This is a genomic window from Mesorhizobium sp. P3_B5 (genome assembly GCF_056402815.1).
Genome location: NZ_JBFUGR010000006.1, coordinates 223,201 through 240,877 on the forward strand (window position 1 = coordinate 223,201; position 17,677 = coordinate 240,877).

Genomic DNA, 17,677 nt, shown 5'->3' on the forward strand with positions numbered 1-17,677 from the left:
AAAAAGGGCCGCGAAGGCCCCTTTTCTATTCTCCTTCGCAAACACTCAGGCGTTGGCCGCAGCCACCGCGCGCTTGGCCATCACCGCGATCAGATTGGCGCGATATTCGGCCGAGGCGTGGATATCGGTCATCAAATTCTTCGCCGAAACCTTCACGCCTTCCAGCGCCGAAGCCGCGAAGTTCTTGGCCAATACCGCCTCGATCTCCTTCGAGCGGAAGACGCCGTCATCGCCGGCGCCAGTGACGGCAACGCTGACCCCGTCCTTGCCCTTGGCCACGAAGACGCCGACGATCGCATAGCGCGATGCCGGATTGCGGAACTTTTCGTAAGCCGCCTTGGCAGGCGCGGTGAAGCTCACCGCGGTGACGATCTCGCCTTCTTTCAGCGCCGTCTCGAACAGGCCCTTGAAGAATTTGTCGGCCGCGATCGCGCGCTTGTTGGTGACGATGGTGGCTCCCAGCGCCAAGAGTGCTGCCGGATAGTCGGCCGCCGGATCATTGTTGGCGATCGAGCCGCCGATCGTGCCCTTGTGGCGTACCGCCGGATCGCCGATCAGCGACGCCATATGAGCGAGTGCCGGGCAGGCCTTGCGCAGCTTCTCGTCGTTGGCGACATCGAAGTGGGTGGTGGCGGCGCCGATGGTGATGGTCTTGCCCGACACTTTGACGCCTTGCAGCTCCTTGATCCGCGACAGGTCGACGAGATCGGAGGGTGCGGCAAGCCGCGTCTTCATGGCGGGGATCAGCGTCATGCCGCCCGACAACAGCTTGGCATCGCCCGTCTTGATCAGCTTTGCGGCTTCAGTGACCGAGGCGGCCCGGTGGTAGTTGACCGAATACATGGTTGTTCCTCCTCAGTGTTTCGTCGTCGTGCGGATCGCAGCCCACACAGTGGACGGCGATGCTGGCATGGCAAGATCGTTGGTGCCGATGGCGTCGGTGATGGCGTTGATCACCGCCGGCGGCGAACCGATGGCGCCGGCCTCGCCGCAGCCCTTGATGCCGAGCGGATTGCCCGGGCACGGCGTGTTCGAGGTCGAGACCTTGAACGACGGCAGGTCGCCCGCGCGCGGCATCGTATAGTCCATATAACTCGCCGTCAGCAGTTGCCCGCTGGCGTCATAGTGGGCGCCTTCGAGCAAGGCCTGGCCGACCCCTTGCGCGATGCCGCCATGCACCTGGCCCTCGACGATCATCGGATTGATGATGTTGCCGAAATCGTCGGCGGCGACGAACTGGATGATTTCGGTCGTGCCGGTTTCCGGATCGACCTCGACTTCGCAGATGTAGCAGCCGGCCGGGAAGGTGAAGTTCGACGGATCGTAGAACGCCGTCTCCTTCAGCCCGGGCTCCATACCGCCCGGCAGATTGTGGGCGGTGTAGGCGGCGAGCGCCATCTGGAACCATGGCACGGTCTTGTCGGTGCCGGCGACCTTCAGCGCGCCGTTTTCGATGATGATGTCGCCCTCGTCTGCCTCGAGCAGGTGGGCGGCGATCTTCTTGGCCTTGGCTTCGACCTTGTCGAGCGCCTTGACGATGGCCGACATGCCGACGGCGCCCGAGCGCGAACCATAGGTGCCCATGCCCATCTGCACCTTGTCGGTGTCGCCATGGACGATCGAGACACTGTCGAGCGGCACGCCGAAGCGCTCATTGACCAGCTGGGCAAAAGTCGTCTCATGGCCCTGGCCGTGGCTGTGCGAGCCGGTCAGCACCTCGATCGTGCCTACCGCGTTGACCCGCACTTCGGCCGATTCCCAGAGGCCGACACCGGCGCCGAGCGAGCCAACCGCCGCCGACGGCGCGATGCCGCAAGCCTCGATGTAGCAGCTCATGCCGATGCCGCGCAGCAGGCCCTTCTTGGCGGCCGCCGCCTTGCGCTTGGCAAAGCCGGCATAGTCGGAAGCCTTCATCGCCGCGTCGAGCGAGGCGGCATAATCGCCGGCGTCATAGCACATGATGACCGGCGTCTGGTGCGGGAACGAAGTGATGAAATTCTTGCGGCGCAGTTCTGCCGGCGAAACGCCGAACTGCCGCGCCGCCGTCTCCATCAGCCGTTCCATGACGAAGGTCGCCTCCGGCCGCCCTGCCCCGCGATAGGCATCGACCGGGGCCGTGTTGGTGTAGATCGCCTTCACGTTGGCGTGGATCGCCGGGATATTGTACTGGCCCGACAGCAGCGTCGCGTAGAGATAGGTCGGCGTCGCCGACGAAAACAGCGACATGTAGGCGCCGAGATTGGCTTTGGTCTCGACCTTGAGACCGAGGATCTTGTGGTCCTTGTCAAAAGCCATTTCGGCGTGGGTGTGATGGTCGCGGCCATGCGCGTCGGTGAGGAAACTCTCGGTGCGGTCGGCCACCCATTTGACCGGCACGCCGGTCTTCTTCGAGGCCCACAGGCAGACGATCTCTTCGGGATAGATGTAGATCTTTGAGCCAAAGCCGCCACCGACATCGGGCGCAATGACGCGCAGCTTGTTTTCCGGAGCGACATTGTAGAAGGCGCTCATCACCAGCCGCGCGACATGCGGGTTCTGCGAGGTCGTCCAGCAGGTGTAGTGATCCTCGGCCTTGTCGTAGTGGCCGAGCGCAGCGCGCGGCTCCATGGCGTTGGGAACCAGCCGATTGTTGACGATGTCCATCTTCACGACATGGGCAGCCTTCTTGAAGGCGGCCGCGGTGTCGTCGGCATTGCCGATGTCCCAGTCGAAGATCAGATTGTTGTCGGCTTCCGGGTGGATCTGCGGCGCGCCCTTGTCCATCGCCTTGGAGGCATCGACGACGGCCTTCAGTTCCTTGTAGGTGATCTCGACGGCCTCGGCGGCGTCGCGTGCCTGGCCCTTGGTTTCCGCCACCACGATGACGATCGCGTCGCCGACATAGCGCACCTTGTCGAAGGCCAGCGGCGACCATGCGCCCATCTTCATCGGCGAGCCGTCCTTGGAGTGGATCATCCAGCCGCAGATGAGGTTGCCGATGCCGTCGGCCTTGAGCTCCTTCCCTGTGAGGACACCGATCACGCCAGGCATGGCTTGCGCCTTCTTGACGTCGATCTTCTTGATCTGCGCATGCGCGTACGGGCTGCGCACGAAGGCCGCATGCTTCATGCCTGGAACCACCATGTCGTCGACATAACGGCCGGCGCCGGTGATGAACCTTTTGTCTTCCTTGCGCACGACCCGAGCGCCAATACCTTCAATGCCCATCGCAGAAATTCCTCCCAGAATAGCGAGTAGTGAGTAGCCAATAGCGAGTAGGTGAATGGTGGTGAGTTGGAGCTCGGTCAGAGAAAGCCGACTACTCGCTACTCACTATTCGCTACTCGCTTCATCCCTCACGCAGCTTGTTTCGCCTTGCCCTTCGACGCCTTCGACATCGTCTTCGATGCCGCGAGGATCGCCTTCACGATGTTGTGGTAGCCGGTGCAGCGGCAGATGTTGCCTTCCAGCTCGGCGCGTACCGTCGCCTCGTCGAGGCCTTCGGGATGGCGGGCGATCATATCGGTTGCCGTCATGATCATGCCTGGCGTGCAGAAGCCGCATTGCAGGCCGTGATGTTCCTTGAATGCCGCCTGCACCGGATGCAGGTCGGCGCCGTTGGCCAGCCCTTCGATGGTCACGATGCTCGACCCGGAGGCTTGCACGGCGAGCATCGAGCAGGACTTCACCGCCTTGCCGTCGACATGAACGACGCAGGTGCCGCACTGCGACGTGTCGCAGCCGACATGGGTCCCGGTGAGGCCGAGATTCTCTCTCAGGAAATGCACCAGAAGTGTGCGGCCCTCGGCAACACCGCTAATCCGCTTTCCGTTCACCATCAACGATATTTCAGACATGAAACCTCCCTGGGTACTACCTTGGTCGTTTGGCCGCCGGGTGGTGCCTGGGCGCTCCGGCTTTCGCTATTGCTATACCGCATAACGCGCGGGAAAAAGGCTACGAATTCCGAGGTTGCGAGCATGCAGTTCGTCCGAAATTCCGCATATTGTACTTTCGGTCACGCCGAATAGGCCTGGCCCATTGCCAAAGCCTCGCTTGAAGACAACAATCCCTTTCGACGCCCGCGCGCCCGATGCGCACAAAAAAGGCGTCGGAGGGAAACGCAGGAGAAAGCAGCTGGCCAGTTCACGCAGGAGCTACGCATCCGGCCTGTCGGCGCTCACCACGGACGAGCCCGACGCGGATGCTTTTGCCCGGGCGATAGCGGCCGAAGCTTTACTCATCGATGCCGGCTTCGCGCTCATCTTTTTCTCCCAGAGCCTCGTCGATGCAACGGCCTTGTCGGAAGCGCTGAAGGCCCACGCGCCGGCGCTTGCCTATGCCGGTTGCTCGACTGCTGGCGAAATCACCCCGCAAGGCCTGGAGGAAGGCCATATCCTTGCCTTGCTGCTCCCCTCCTCAGCATTTTCGGTGGCCTGCACCATGGTCGATAATCTCTCCTCGTCGGGGATGGACAGGATCACCGGCGAAGTCGGGGCACTAAGGCGCCTGCTGCGTGGCCGCGTCGCGCACGAACCGGCCAAAAGCACGTTTGCGCTCTGCTTCATCGACGGCCTGTCCTATGCCGAGGAGGCGGTGACCTCGGCCATCCATTGGGGGCTCGACGACATTCCGCTGATTGGCGGATCGGCGGGCGATGATCTGAAATTCGAGACGACGCGGCTGATCTCGAACGGCAAGGTCACCTCGGACAGCGCCATCATCGTGCTGATATCAACGGAAATTCCTTTCCACGTCTTCAAGACCGACAATTTCGTTCCGACCGACGAAAAGCTGGTGGTGACGGCGTCCGACCCCGATCACCGCATCGTGCGCGAATTCAACGCCATCAATGCCGCCGAGGAATATGCCGCCTCGGTCGGTATCATGCCGCAGACGCTGACGCCGCTGAGTTTCGCCTCGCATCCGGTGGTGGTGAAGGTGGGTGGCGAATATTACTGCCGCTCGATCCAGAAGATGCACCCGGACGGCTCGCTGTCGTTCTTCTGCGCCATCGACGACGGCGTGGTGCTGTCGATTGCCCAGCCGAAAGACATGGTGGAATCGACGCGCGCTGCACTGAGAGACGTCGAGCAGCGGCTGGGCGGCATCGACATGATCCTCGGTTTCGATTGCGTGCTGCGCCGGCTCGACGCCCGCAACCGCCAGGTCTTTCGCGACATTTCGGAGCTCTACCGGGTCAACAATGTCATCGGCTTCGGCACCTATGGCGAACAGTACCGCTCGATGCATTTGAACCAGACCTTTACCGGCATTGCCTTCGGCGAACGCCAGGCGGCGGAATAGGATCTTTTCCATGCCGCTGAGGGACATCAATGACCTCGAGAAGCTGAAGAAGATCAATGCCGCACTGGTCAGCCGGGTCGAGCGCTCGATGGACCAGCAGGGCAACGCCTTCTCGCTGTTTCAGACAGCGATTTCGCTGGAAAACCGGGTGCGCACGCGCACCGAGGAACTGCATTCGACCTTGCGCCGGCTCGAACAGTCCAATATCGACCTCAGCGCCGCCAAGGAAAACGCCGAGCTGGCGAACCTCTCCAAGACCAGGTTCCTGGCGGCGGCCAGTCACGACGTGCTGCAGCCGCTGAACGCGGCGCATCTGTCCGTCTCGGCGCTGGCCGAGGTGCAGACCAGCGACGAAGGCAGAAAGCTGGTCCGCCAGGTCGAGCGGTCGCTGGAGACGATGGAAGACCTGCTGCGCACGCTGCTGGACATTTCCAAGCTCGATGCCGGCGTCGTGCAGCCCGACATTGGCGACGTCAATCTGGAGACGCTGTTTTCGTCGCTGCGTTCGGATTTCCTGCCAGTTGCCAAGATGAAGGGGCTGACGCTGAAGTTTCGCCCGGTCAGCACCGTCGTGCGTTCCGACCGCACCTTGTTGCGCCGCATTCTGCAGAACATCCTTTCCAACGCGCTGCACTATACCCGCTCCGGCGGCGTCCTTATCGGCACCAGGCATCGTGGCGACACCATCCGTATCGACGTCGCCGACACCGGCTGCGGCATTCCAGACGACCAGCGCGAGACGGTGTTCGAGGAGTTCCAGCGCGGCACCACGCCGGCCGATGCCGGACTTGCCGGCGGCGGGCTGGGGCTGGGCCTGGCCATCGTGCGGCGCATGGCCGCCGCGCTCGGCCATCCCGTGACCTTCTCATCCAAGGTCGGACGCGGCACGATTTTCCACATCGACGTTCCGGTCGGCATAGGGGCGACGGCCGACGCCATCGCCAGCGCCGCCGACATGGAACGGCCGCGCGGCTACGGCCTGTTCGGCACCAAGGTGCTGCTGGTCGAAAACGACGCCGACGTGTTGCAGGCGATGACCTTCCTGCTCGAGCGCTGGCAATGCCTGGTGCGCGCCGCCACCTCGACCGATGACGCGCTCAGCCTGCTCGGCGATACCGACTGGGTGCCGGACATCGTCATTGCCGACCAGCATCTCGACGGCGGCGACCTCGGCACCGCCACCATCGCCGAGGTTCGCGACTATGTCGGCCGTGCCGTGCCGGCGCTGATCGTCACCGCCGACAGTTCCGAAGCGGTGGTGAAAGCCGCCCGCGCGGCCGGCATCGAGCTGATGCGCAAGCCGTTGAAGCCGGCGCAATTGCGGGCACTATTGGCGCATTTGTTGGCTTAGAGCTTCAAAACCCAGCCTGATCGCGAAACAGCTCCGCGTTGTCCAACTTCGACACCTCGATCACGGCTTGCGTGCGGCTGTACACGTTGAGCTTGCGCAGGATTTCGGAGACATGTGCCTTGACCGTCGTCTCGCCGACCTGCAGCTCATAGGCGATCTGCTTGTTGAGCAGGCCCTGGCGCAGCATCTGCAGCACCCTGAGTTGCTGCGGCGTCAGCTTGGCCAGGCGCTGCACCATGTCGGCACGGTCGGTGCTGTCGGCGTCCGGCGGCTGGCCCTCATAGGTTTCCGGTACATAGATCGCGCCCTCCATCACCGAACGGATGGCGGCGGCCAGGTCGCTCTTGCGCGCCGATTTCGGGATGAAGCCGGCCGCACCGTAGGACAGCGCCTCGGAAATGATTTTTGGCTCTTCGTGACCCGAAACGATGACCACCGGCAGGCGCGGATAGCGGGTCCTCAGCTGCAGCAGTCCATCAAAGCCATGCACGTCAGGCATGCTGAGGTCGAGCAGCGCCAGGTCGAACGGCTTGGCGTCAGCCAGAAGGTCGAGCGCCTCGGTGATCGAGCGCGCTTCCACCGTGTCGACTTCGGGATAGGCCATCTGCACCGCGCTGTGCAGCGCCTCGCGAAACAGCGGATGGTCGTCGATGATGAGAAACCGGGCGCGATCGTGGACTGTGGTCATGGCGTTCGTTTTGCTTTCTCCCTGGCCGACAATAGACCCGCGACCATGGCCAGCTTATTGGCAAATAGTCTATCGCCATCTTTTGCCAACCGGTGATGTCCGGCTTTCTCAACCACCATGCCTTGCCCGGCCGTCCAAATCGGTCGAATGTGCCGGCGCAAACCCCGAGCAGAGACAGTGCATGACAGCCTACGTCCTTCCCTTGCCCGCAACACCTTCCGTGGCCGTCGCCGGCTCGGCGGAGCGTTTTGCGGTGCGCCGCATCTTCTGCGTCGGTCGCAACTACGCCGCGCATGCCCGCGAACTCGGCAATGACGAGCGCGATCCGCCCTTCTTCTTCACCAAGCCGAGCGACGCGGTGGTCGATTCCGGCACCGCGATCCCCTATCCGCCGCTGACCAAGAACCTGCACCACGAGATCGAACTGGTTGTCGCGATCGGCAAGGCCGGCTTCCGCATTGCGCGTGACCGGGCGCTGGATCATGTCTGGGGTTACGGCGTTGGCGTCGACCTCACACGCCGCGACCTGCAGGATGAAGCCAAGAAAGCGGCGCGGCCGTGGGACTGGTCCAAAGCCTTCGACCGTTCCGCCCCTTGCGGTCCGCTGGTTCCAGCATCGAAGTCCGGGCATCCTGAAAAAGGCCGCATCTGGCTCGCCGTCGACGGCAAGATGAGACAGGACGGCGACCTCGCCGAGCTGATCTGGCCGATAGCAGACATCGTCTCGATCTGCAGCGAGGCGGTGGAACTGCAGCCCGGCGACCTGATCTTCACCGGCACGCCGGCCGGCGTCGGCGCGGTTGGGCCGGGCCAGACGATCACCGGCGGCGTCGATGGCATCGGCGCAATCGAAGTGACCATCGGTCAGCCGAGGGAGTGATCCGATGAGCGACCTCGTCCTCCACAATTACTACCGCTCCTCCACCTCCTACCGCGTGCGGATCGCGCTGGAGATGAAGGGCCTGACCTATGACTACGTGCCGCATCATCTGCGCCATGGCGAGCATCTCGAGCCCACCTATCTCTCGGTCAACCCGCAAGGGCTGGTGCCGGCGCTGATCCTGGAGGGCGGCACGCTGCTGACGCAGTCGCTGGCGATCATCGAGTATCTCGACGAGACGACGCCCGACCCGCCGCTGCTGCCCAGGGATGCGCTTGGCCGTGCCCGCGTCAGGATGCTGGCGCAGATGATCGCCTGCGATATCCACCCGGTGAACAATCTGCGTGTGCTGACCTCGCTGCGCAATTTGTTCGGCGCCAGCGACCAGGATGTCGTCAACTGGTTCCGGCACTGGGTGAACGAAGGTTTCCAGCCGCTTGAAAAGATTCTGGCTTCGTCGCCGCAGACAAAAACATTCTGCAATGGCGACACGCCCGGCTTGGCCGACATCTGCCTGGTTGCCCAGATCGCCAGCAACGCCCGCTTCGGCGTCGACCTGACGCCATACCCCACGATATCGCGTATCCACGCCGCCTGCATGGCGCTGCCAGCCTTCCAGAAGGCGGCGCCAGAGAAGCAGATCGATGCCGAATAGGCGATTGGGATAAAAGCATGAGGAACTGCCGATGAAAGCCGTCGTCTTCGAAAAGTTCGGCGAAGCGCCGACGATCCAGACCGTTGCCGATCCGAAGCCGGCGCCGGAAGGCGTCGTCATCAAGGTCGAGGCGACTGGGCTGTGCCGCAGCGACTGGCATGGGTGGATGGGTCATGACGCCGATATCACGCTGCCGCATGTGCCGGGCCATGAACTGGCCGGCATCGTGGTCGCCGTCGGCAAGCGGGTCACCCGCTGGAAGGCCGGCGAGCGCGTCACCGTGCCGTTCGCCGTCGGCTGCGGCCGCTGCTTCGAATGCACTTCCGGCAACCATCAGGTCTGCGAGCACCAGTCGCAGCCCGGCTTCAACAGCTGGGGCTCGTTCGCCGAATATGTCGCCATCGACCATGCCGACACCAATCTCGTGCGCTTGCCCGACGAGATGGAATTCGCCACCGCCGCCAGCCTCGGCTGCCGCTTCGTCACCTCGTTTCGCGCCATCGTCGACCAGGGCCGCGTGAAACCCGGAGAATGGGTGGCCGTGCATGGCTGCGGCGGCGTCGGCCTGTCGGCGATCATGATCGCCAGCGCCATGGGCGCCAACGTCATCGCCATCGACCTCACCGACGAAAAACTCGACTTCGCCAGCAAGATCGGCGCTGTCGCCACCATCAATGCGTCCAAGACGCCGAACGTGGTCAAGGCGGTCAAGCAGATCACCAATGGCGGCGCGCATATGTCGATGGATGCGCTCGGCCACCCCACCACCTCGTTCAACTCGATTGCGAATTTGCGCCGGCGAGGCCGCCACGTGCAGGTCGGCCTGATGCTGGGCGAGCACGCCCGCCCGCAAGTGCCGATGGACAAGGTGATCGCCTTCGAGCTCGAAATCCTCGGCAGCCATGGCATGCAGGCCTATCGCTATCCCGCGATGATGGAGATGATCCGCAGCGGCAAGCTGAAGCCCGAACTGCTGGTCGGCAAGAAGATCAGCCTCGACGAAGCGCCCGCGGCCTTGATGGCGATGGGCGGTTTCGAGGGCATCGGCATTGGGGTTGTGACCAAGTTCTAGCGCCACCTTCAGCGGGACGACGCACAGATCTCCCGCACGCAGTCGCGCAGCCAGCGCTGCGCCGGATCGGCATCGAGGCGCGGATGCCAGAGCATGGAGATGGTGACCTCCGGCGTCACCACGGGCAGCGCAAAACTGTGCATGCCGGCACGAGCCCCTTCCGTGTGCCGCTCGGGGACGCTGGCGATCAGGTCGGATGCGCGCGCCATGGCGAGCGTGGCCGAGAAGCCGGAGACCATGCACACGACTGTCCGCTGCAGCCCAAGCCGGCTCAAGGCCTCGTCGATCGGCCCTCTTTCGCGGCCACGCCGTGAAACATTGATGTGCCGGCCGGCCGCATAGCGCTCCGCTGTCACGATGCCTTCGCTCAGCGGATGGCCGCTTCGCACGGCGCCGATGAAGCGATCGCGAAACAGCGCCTGGATGCGCACTTCAGGCCCGGTTTCCCCGGCGACGCCAATCTCCAGATCGACCGCCGCCTGGCGCAGCGACATGACATCCTTGTCGGACTTGGGCGCGAAACGCAGCCGCACGTGAGGCGCGTCGGCTTCGATGCGGGCGACAAGGCGTGGGCCAAACTCCTCGACGAAGCTTTCGTTGGTGCGCAGCGTAAAAGTGCGGTCCAGACCTGGGAGGTCAAGCAGCCTGGCTGGGCGCAGCAGCACTTCCGCATCCTGAACGACACGGCCCGCTTGCTGGCGCAATTCCAGGGCGCGCGGCGTCGGCACCAGGCCGCGACCGGCGCGGACCAGCAGCGGATCGCCTGTCGTCTCGCGCAACCGCGCCAGCGTCCGGCTCATCGCCGAGGGGCTAAGCCTTAGCCGTTCGGCGGCGCGCGCCACGCTGCCTTCGGTCAGCAGGATATCCAGGGCGACAAGCAGGTTGAGATCAGGCGATGACATCAGCCGACCCTAGCACAGATCGGCAATGGCGTTTCATGCATGAATAAGATGCAAATGCTGCGCGTTCCGCCACATCACCTAGGAGATTAGATCTCTGAAAGCCCTGGTTTCGGGATCTGACGGAAAGGAAGTCACATGACAGTTGCTGAGCAAAATCTGCGGGCATCCGCGCCTGGAAAAATCCAATCGGCGGGATGGGCGCTGGCAAGCCTGGCGCTTTGCACATTGTTGTCGTCGCTCGGCACCAGCATCGCCAGTGTCGGGCTTCCCTCCCTGATGCAGGCGTTCGGCGCGTCGTTCCAGTCCGTGCAATGGGTGGTCCTTGCCTATCTGCTCGCCATCACCACCTTGATCGTCAGCGCCGGGCGGCTCGCCGACATTTTCGGCCGCCGGCCGCTGCTGCTTGGCGGCATCGCTTTGTTCACATCGGCATCGGTGCTATGCGGCCTGGCGCCAACCCTTTGGCTGTTGATCGCCGCGCGGGCCGCCCAAGGGCTTGGTGCGGCCATGATGATGGCCCTGACATTGGCCTTCGTCGCCGAAACCGTCGCCAGGGAAAGGACCGGCAGCGCCATGGGCCTGCTCGGCGCCATGTCGGCGATCGGCACCACACTCGGCCCCTCGCTTGGCGGCCTGCTGATCGCCGGCCTCGGCTGGCGCGCGATCTTCCTCGTCAATGTGCCGCTCGGTCTGCTAGCCTTTGCCCTGGCCTGGCGCGCTCTGCCGGCAGCAAACAAGGCAGCGGGAGCAGGCCAAGGTTTCGACGGGATCGGCACGGCTTTGCTCGCCCTGATGCTGGCCGCCTATGCGCTGGCCATGACGCTTGGCCGCGGTGGTTTTGGCGCCATCAATGTCAGCCTGCTGATCGCGGCTGGTGTCGGTGTCGTTCTGTTCGTGTTTGCGCAGACAAGGGTCGAGAACCCTTTGATCCAGCCTGCGAAATTCCGCGACCATGCGTTGAATGCAAGCCTTGCCATGAACCTCATCGTCGCCACCGTGATGATGGCGACGCTGGTGGTTGCCCCGTTCTATTTGTCGCGCGGGCTCGGGCTGGACGCCGCCAGGGTCGGGCTGGTGCTTTCGACCGGTCCGCTTGTTTCCTCCCTGTCGGCGCTGCTGGCAGGACGGCTGGTCGATCGTTTCGGCGCCCATCGGATGATGATTGCCGGCCTGTTCAGTCTCACCGCTGGCAGCTTCCTCCTGTCGTTGGCCTGGATGGAACTGGGCATTGCCAGCTATATCATGCCGGTCGCTGTCACCTGTGTTGGCTACGCCTTGTTCCAGACCGCCAACAATGCAGCCGTCATGACCGGTGTCGGTGCTGGCGAGCGTGGCGTCGTCTCCGGCCTGCTCAACCTGTCGCGCAATCTCGGCCTCATCACCGGCGCATCGGTGATGGGCGCTGTGTTCGCGGTCGCTACGGGCCAAGGCGGTGCGGACACGACGATCCTATCGCCGGCCGCGGCCGCGCAGGGAATGCGGGCCACTTTCGAAGCGGCAAGCGGTCTGGTGCTGGTAGCGCTGATCCTGGCAGTTCTTTCGGCCCGTTTTGCTAGCCGGATACCTAGCACATCCGCCGCACAACAGTCTTGACGCGCGCCATTCGGGGTATGTTGAGATTCAGGTCAGGCCGCGCCGAAAATGGCTGATACCGAGAACCGGAGCGGAGCGTACTTTTCGTACGTGAGCACCGGAAGCGCAGGAAGTCGCCATTTGCAGGCCGGCATCACCTGAATATCGATATACCCTCAGGCGCCTGCGCGCTTGCGGCGCTCATAAAGCATGACCAGCGTTTCGGCGGTCAGCGCCGGCCTCGGCTCGCCTTCGATCTCGACGGTGTTTGCGGCCTTCATCAGATACTGGCCTGGCCCCCTGTCTTCCACCGAAAGCAGCGTGGTGCGCAGCCTGATGCGCTTGCCGACCCTGACCGGCGACAGGAAACGCACCTTGTCAAAACCGTAGTTGAAGGCAGCCTGGGTGTTTTCGGGCACGATGCCCATGCCGAGCGCCAGCGCGCCGATGATCGACAGTGTCAGATAGCCATGCGCGATCGTCGTGCGGAACGGGCTTTGCCGCTTCGCCCGCTCCGGGTCGACATGGATCCATTGATGGTCGCCCGTGCATTCGGCGAACTGGTCGATGCGGTGCTGATCGACCGTCGTCCATTCCGACACGCCGAGCTCCTGCCCGGCCATTGTCCGCAGCTGTTCAAAGGTCGGCGGCGTTTTAGGCCGTATTTCCGTCATTCCTGCTTTCCCGATCGCTTCGCCTGCCTCCGGACCACGAACCGACAGCCTCTGTCAATTCGCCGCGTGCAAATCCGTTCCGCCATTTCGGGGTGGATGGCGCTTTGGCTCGCGGCCGCGCCGGAAGCGGTCAGACTGCGCCAGGAGAAGACGGCGCACGCTGCAGAAATCACTTCTTGTCGTAGCCGGCGCGGATCTCCTCCATCGCTTCCTTGATCCGGTTGCGCAGGATTTCGACAGATTCTGTGCCGGAACTCTTGACCAGTTCGGCGACCTCGCCGGCATTCTTCAACGCTGCCTCGAAGGATTTTCGGGCGAATGCCGCCTGGTTGGTCATGAACTCCTGCGGATTGCCTGGCGCTCTGTAGCTCTGCGCCATATCGGTGATTTCGCGCAGCGTGTCCTGCAGCATCTCGCGCTGCCTGGACAATAGCGAGGACGCCCCGGCGGCGCCCGCTTTGGCTGATTTTTCAAGCGCTTCGAGGTTCTTGCGATGATGACTGAGGATCGCCTCGACATCGACATTGGGCACCTTCAGGTCGCGGCCGAACCGGCTGAACATGTCCATGAAGGAGTCAGTCTCAGGTCGTTTTGCCATTGTCGTTCTCTCCCCTGTTGCCGCAGATGCTGGGCACCCGCAGGGCAGAATAGCACTCGCGTGCCGCGTGTCCATTCGCACGCGCAGTAGAATCACCTGTCGCGAAAGAGCCCGGGGATCGCTTTACGCTAGTTGGCGAGAAACAACCGCTCGACAACATAGAGCACGACGCCGGCAAGACCGCCGATGACCATGCCGTTGAACCGGATATATTGGAGGTCCCGGCCGATGTTCATTTCGATCAGCCTTGTCAGCTGGGCAAGGTCCCAGCGCTTGACCTGGTCGGCGATGAACTTCGACACGCCGCTCTTCTGGCTCTCGACGAAGGACGACAGCGCCACGACAAAGCCCTGGTTCATGTCGGCCCTGATCTGCGGATCGTGGGCCAAATGGCGGCCGACTTCGACGAACATGTTGGCGAGATGGCTGCGGATCATCGAATTTGGCGCCTTGGCATCCTGTTCGATGAACAGGCGCATGCTCTCCCACATGTCGCCGGCCAGCGCCTTCAGCTCCGGTCGGGCAAGGAAATCCCGCTTCAGCTTCTCGGCGCGCTTGGCATACTGCTTGGATGTCCTCAGCTTTTCGATGAAGGCCTGGGCGAAGTGGTCGAATTCGGCCCGCATCGGGTGATCGGGATCGGCCCGCACCTCGTCGAGCAACGAACCGGCGGAAGCGACGATCTTCTTCAACAGATAGGCGTCGGCTCTGAACAGGTTGAACAGTGACGGCAGTTCCTCGCGAATCTTTTCGCGCATCGTCGCCAGCGCCTGCCCGTCGCTGAGGAACCGGCCGATCACCTTGGTGAACTCGTCGAACAGTTTTTGGTGGCGGCGGTCGTCGGTCAGGGCCGATAGCAGTTCGGCGGCCAGCGGCGCCAGCGGCACCTTTTCGATCTGCTCCAGCATGCGGCTGGTGACGAAACCGCGCAGGCCGGATTGCTCAACGGCCGCCAGCGTCTGCGGCACCAGCCGGCCGACGAAATGTGACAGGCCGGCGGCGCGCTCATGGTCCGACAGCCAGTCGGCGACGAGCGCCGAAAAGTCGACCTCGGCGAGCTTTTCGCGCACCGGTTCGGGTGCCAGGAAATTGACCTCGATGAACCGGCCGAGATTATCGGCAATGCGGCTCTGATTCTCCGGGATGATGGCGGTGTGCGGGATCGGCAGGCCGAGCGGCCGCTTGAACAGTGCCACCACCGCATACCAGTCGGCCAGCCCGCCGATCGTCGCCGCCTCGGCGAAGGCGGCGACAAAACCCAGCCAGGGGTGGCGGCCCTCGAACGACTTGGCCACGGCAAAGATGAGGACGCAAAGCACGAGCGCGGCGGTGGCGACGAATTTGGTGCGCCTGAGCGCAGACAGCTTGGCGTACGTATCCGCGTCTGACTGGATGGGCGCAAAGGCCTGGACGGCTCGTGACATGGATATGCGTTTCCTGGTCGATCTTTCGATATTATCTAGTATCGCGCTTGCCGGAATGCCCGCCGCCGAAGAAGCCGGTTCACGGTCTGCGCGATGGCGCACATAAAGTTGACGGGTGTATTCATCTATTATGCGGTGCCAGTCTGGAATTGTTCCAAGGTATGGGCCATATTGGGCTCAAGCTACTGCTTCGTGAGGATAAAATGCGGCTGACCCGCCAGACCAACTATGCCATGCGCATCCTGATGTATTGCGCCGCCAACACCGAACGGTTGAGCCGCATTCCCGAGATCGCAGCCGCCTATTCGGTATCGGAGCTGTTTCTGTTCAAGATCCTGCAGCCGCTGGTCGAACACGGCATGGTCGAGACGGTGCGCGGCAGGAATGGCGGTGTCAGGCTTGGCCGCCCCGCCGAGCAGATCAGCCTTTTCGATGTGGTGCGGGTGACGGAAGAGAGCTTCGCCATGGCCGAATGCTTCGAGAACGACGCCGCCGAATGTCCGCTGATCGACAGCTGCGCGCTGAATTCGGCGCTGCGCGAAGCGCTCAACGCCTTCTTCGCCGTGCTGTCGCGCTACACCATCGCCGATATGGTGGCGGCGCGCCCGAATATGCGCCATCTCCTCGGCATCGACATGCTGGAGCGTCGAGCGCCAGCCGCCTGACTACGCCGCAGACTGCGGCAACACGAACGGCATATTTGCGGCCGGCAGCACGCCGACTTTCAGCCGGCAATCGAACACTCTTTCGATGAGTTCGTCGCTGAGCACGTCATGCGGCGAGCCGGTGGCGGCAAGCCTGCCGCGATGCATGACGAAGATCCGGTCGGCATACATGGCCGTCAGATTGAGGTCATGCAGAATGGCGACCACGCCGCCGCCGCGCCTGGCAAAATCGCGGGCGATGTTCATGATGATCAGCTGGTGCTTGATGTCGAGGCTGGAGACCGGCTCGTCGAGGAACAGGTAGCGCGGCTTGCCGTCGAGCGCCGGCTCCCACACCTGGCACAGTACGCGGGCAAGCTGCACCCGCTGCTGCTCGCCGCCCGAAAGCTCCTGGTAGAAACGGCCGGCAAAGCCGTCGAGATCGACGCGCGCCAGCGCCCGTTCCGGCAAGCGTTCGTTTTCGCCGGGCAGCGCGCCGGAACGCCCGCCAATGAGGCCAAGCCTGACGATCTCACGCACCGTGAAGGGAAAGGACAGTGTCGTCGCCTGCGGCAGCACGGCGCGCAACGTCGCGGCCTCGACCGGCTTCATCGCCGACAGATCGCGGCCGTTGATCGTGACGTGGCCCGAATAGGCAAGGTCGCCGGAGAGCGCCTTGAGAAATGTCGTCTTGCCCGAGCCGTTGGGGCCGACGATGGCCGCGATTTCGCCCGGCCGCATGGCGAAATCGACATTGGCGACAATGCGCTTGCCGCCAATTGCCACCGAGACATCGCGTGCTTCGATCATGACGGCCTCACAGGTCTATCACGCCGCGCTTGCGCAGCAGGATCCACAGGAAGAACGGCGCGCCTGATATCGCTGTGACGATACCGATCGGCAGCTCGGCCGGCGCCACGATGGTGCGGGCGACGGCATCGGCCAAAAGCAGCAGCGAGGCGCCAAGCAGTGCCGACGCCGGCAGCAGATAGCGGTTGTCGGGGCCGATGGCCAGGCGCAACAGATGCGGCACGACGATGCCGACAAAGCCGATGCCGCCGCTGACGGCGACAGACGCGCCGACCGCCGCCGAGACGCCGACGATGGCCGTGTATTTCAGCCGCTGCACCGGGATGCCGAGATGACCGGCGGTGGCTTCGCCGAGCGCCAATGCGTTGAGGCCGCGCGCCAGAAACGGCATGGCCGCCAGCGCCAGCACCATGACCGGCCCGACGGAGCCGATTTTTTGCCACGTCGACCCGGCCAGCGAGCCGAGTTGCCAAAAAGTCAAATCGCGCAACTGCCGGTCATCGGCCATGAAGATCAGGATGCCGGTCAGCGCCATGGCGAGCGCCGCCAGCGCAATGCCGGCGAGCAGCATGGTAGCGACCGAAGTGCGGCCTTGCCGCGTCGCGACCTGGTAGAGCACCAGCGTCGTCGCCAGCCCGCCGCAGAATGCCGCCAGCGGCAAGGCCAGCGTGCCCAGTGCCGCAACGAAGGGCGCCAGAACGGTGCCGCCAAGGACGATGACGGCGACCGCGCCAAGGCTCGATCCGGCGGAAACGCCGATCAGGCCGGGGTCGGCCAGCGGATTGCGAAACAGCCCTTGCATGACCGCGCCGGAGACGGCGAGCGATGCGCCGATCAGCATGCCGAGAATGACGCGCGGCAGGCGGATGTCATAGACGATCAGCCGGTCGCGCGCGCCGAGTGCCGCATCATTTGGCACCGCTCCCAGCAGCCAGTCGCGAACGACGCCGACGGCCGACGCGTCCGATGCGCCTGAGGTCAGCGACAACAGCACGGCGACGGCAAGGCCAATGCACAAAAGCAGGATGACGATGCGGGCTCGGACCGAACGGTCGCCATCGGCTGCGGTCCTTATCGTACCCGCCGGGCCGGCGATCGATTGATTGGCCATGATTGCCTGC

The 17,677-nt window shown here is 63.6% G+C and carries 17 protein-coding genes; 7 read left to right on the plus strand and 10 right to left on the minus strand.

What is annotated here, in order from left to right; translation table 11 throughout:
* Positions 1–45: 45 nt before the first annotated feature.
* From AC1DVW_RS17720 to AC1DVW_RS17730, 3 genes are all read right to left on the minus strand, one after another.
* Positions 46–843: an FAD binding domain-containing protein gene (locus AC1DVW_RS17720; protein WP_477324721.1), complete on the minus strand. Its 798-nt coding sequence runs from the start codon at positions 841–843 to the stop codon at positions 46–48.
* Between the two features lie 12 nt (positions 844–855).
* The gene (locus tag AC1DVW_RS17725) at positions 856–3,207 is read right to left on the minus strand and encodes a xanthine dehydrogenase family protein molybdopterin-binding subunit (protein WP_477324723.1); all 2,352 of its coding nucleotides are present in this window, start codon (positions 3,205–3,207) and stop codon (positions 856–858) included.
* Between the two features lie 128 nt (positions 3,208–3,335).
* The gene (locus tag AC1DVW_RS17730; protein ID WP_477247912.1) at positions 3,336–3,836 is read right to left on the minus strand and encodes a (2Fe-2S)-binding protein; all 501 of its coding nucleotides are present in this window, start codon (positions 3,834–3,836) and stop codon (positions 3,336–3,338) included.
* 199 nt (positions 3,837–4,035) lie between these two features.
* Between AC1DVW_RS17730 and AC1DVW_RS17735 the strand changes: the two genes are divergently transcribed.
* Both AC1DVW_RS17735 and AC1DVW_RS17740 read left to right on the plus strand, forming a co-directional pair.
* Positions 4,036–5,286 carry an FIST N-terminal domain-containing protein gene (locus tag AC1DVW_RS17735; RefSeq protein ID WP_477324725.1) on the plus strand — a complete coding sequence of 417 codons (1,251 nt, stop codon included), beginning with the start codon at positions 4,036–4,038 and terminating at the stop codon, positions 5,284–5,286.
* A gap of 10 nt (positions 5,287–5,296) precedes the next feature.
* Positions 5,297–6,637: an ATP-binding response regulator gene (locus AC1DVW_RS17740; RefSeq protein WP_477276748.1), complete on the plus strand. Its 1,341-nt coding sequence runs from the start codon at positions 5,297–5,299 to the stop codon at positions 6,635–6,637.
* Between the two features lie 4 nt (positions 6,638–6,641).
* Here the strand turns inward: AC1DVW_RS17740 and AC1DVW_RS17745 are convergent, their stop codons facing one another.
* Complete coding sequence (locus AC1DVW_RS17745) at positions 6,642–7,325, minus strand: response regulator (RefSeq protein ID WP_477247906.1); 684 nt, start codon at positions 7,323–7,325, stop codon at positions 6,642–6,644.
* A 181-nt stretch (positions 7,326–7,506) separates the two neighbouring features.
* Here AC1DVW_RS17745 and AC1DVW_RS17750 point away from each other — a divergent pair, with 181 nt between their 5' ends.
* The 3 genes from AC1DVW_RS17750 to AC1DVW_RS17760 are packed head-to-tail and all read left to right on the plus strand — an operon-like array spanning position 7,507 to position 9,932.
* Complete coding sequence (locus AC1DVW_RS17750) at positions 7,507–8,205, plus strand: fumarylacetoacetate hydrolase family protein (RefSeq protein WP_477276761.1); 699 nt, start codon at positions 7,507–7,509, stop codon at positions 8,203–8,205.
* Positions 8,206–8,209: 4 nt separating this feature from the next.
* The gene (gene maiA, locus AC1DVW_RS17755) at positions 8,210–8,860 is read left to right on the plus strand and encodes a maleylacetoacetate isomerase (RefSeq protein ID WP_477247903.1); all 651 of its coding nucleotides are present in this window, start codon (positions 8,210–8,212) and stop codon (positions 8,858–8,860) included.
* A gap of 31 nt (positions 8,861–8,891) precedes the next feature.
* Positions 8,892–9,932: a zinc-dependent alcohol dehydrogenase family protein gene (locus tag AC1DVW_RS17760; protein WP_477247901.1), complete on the plus strand. Its 1,041-nt coding sequence runs from the start codon at positions 8,892–8,894 to the stop codon at positions 9,930–9,932.
* Between the two features lie 8 nt (positions 9,933–9,940).
* Here the strand turns inward: AC1DVW_RS17760 and AC1DVW_RS17765 are convergent, their stop codons facing one another.
* The gene (locus AC1DVW_RS17765; protein WP_477247899.1) at positions 9,941–10,834 is read right to left on the minus strand and encodes a LysR family transcriptional regulator; all 894 of its coding nucleotides are present in this window, start codon (positions 10,832–10,834) and stop codon (positions 9,941–9,943) included.
* Between the two features lie 135 nt (positions 10,835–10,969).
* Between AC1DVW_RS17765 and AC1DVW_RS17770 the strand changes: the two genes are divergently transcribed.
* Entirely contained in the window at positions 10,970–12,427 is a 1,458-nt protein-coding gene (locus tag AC1DVW_RS17770; RefSeq protein WP_477324727.1) for an MFS transporter, read from the plus strand.
* A gap of 155 nt (positions 12,428–12,582) precedes the next feature.
* Here the strand turns inward: AC1DVW_RS17770 and AC1DVW_RS17775 are convergent, their stop codons facing one another.
* The 3 genes from AC1DVW_RS17775 to AC1DVW_RS17785 form a co-directional block, all read right to left on the minus strand.
* A complete protein-coding gene (locus tag AC1DVW_RS17775) occupies positions 12,583–13,080 on the minus strand; it encodes a MaoC family dehydratase (protein WP_477324729.1) in 498 nt (165 codons plus the stop codon).
* A gap of 169 nt (positions 13,081–13,249) precedes the next feature.
* On the minus strand, positions 13,250–13,678 hold the full coding sequence (locus AC1DVW_RS17780) for a phasin family protein (RefSeq protein WP_477276771.1): 429 nt from the start codon (positions 13,676–13,678) through the stop codon (positions 13,250–13,252).
* A gap of 128 nt (positions 13,679–13,806) precedes the next feature.
* Positions 13,807–15,102: a DUF445 domain-containing protein gene (locus AC1DVW_RS17785; protein ID WP_477276773.1), complete on the minus strand. Its 1,296-nt coding sequence runs from the start codon at positions 15,100–15,102 to the stop codon at positions 13,807–13,809.
* Between the two features lie 203 nt (positions 15,103–15,305).
* On the opposite strand from AC1DVW_RS17785, the gene rirA reads away from it, so the two are divergent.
* Positions 15,306–15,767, plus strand: a complete 462-nt coding sequence (gene rirA, locus AC1DVW_RS17790) for an iron-responsive transcriptional regulator RirA (RefSeq protein ID WP_477324731.1) — start codon at positions 15,306–15,308, stop codon at positions 15,765–15,767.
* Here the strand turns inward: rirA and AC1DVW_RS17795 are convergent, their stop codons facing one another.
* Together AC1DVW_RS17795 and AC1DVW_RS17800 are read right to left on the minus strand one after the other, a co-directional pair.
* On the minus strand, positions 15,768–16,556 hold the full coding sequence (locus tag AC1DVW_RS17795) for a heme ABC transporter ATP-binding protein (RefSeq protein WP_477324733.1): 789 nt from the start codon (positions 16,554–16,556) through the stop codon (positions 15,768–15,770).
* Positions 16,557–16,563: 7 nt separating this feature from the next.
* Positions 16,564–17,667 carry a FecCD family ABC transporter permease gene (locus AC1DVW_RS17800; protein ID WP_477324735.1) on the minus strand — a complete coding sequence of 368 codons (1,104 nt, stop codon included), beginning with the start codon at positions 17,665–17,667 and terminating at the stop codon, positions 16,564–16,566.
* Between the last annotated feature and the right edge of the window lie 10 nt (positions 17,668–17,677).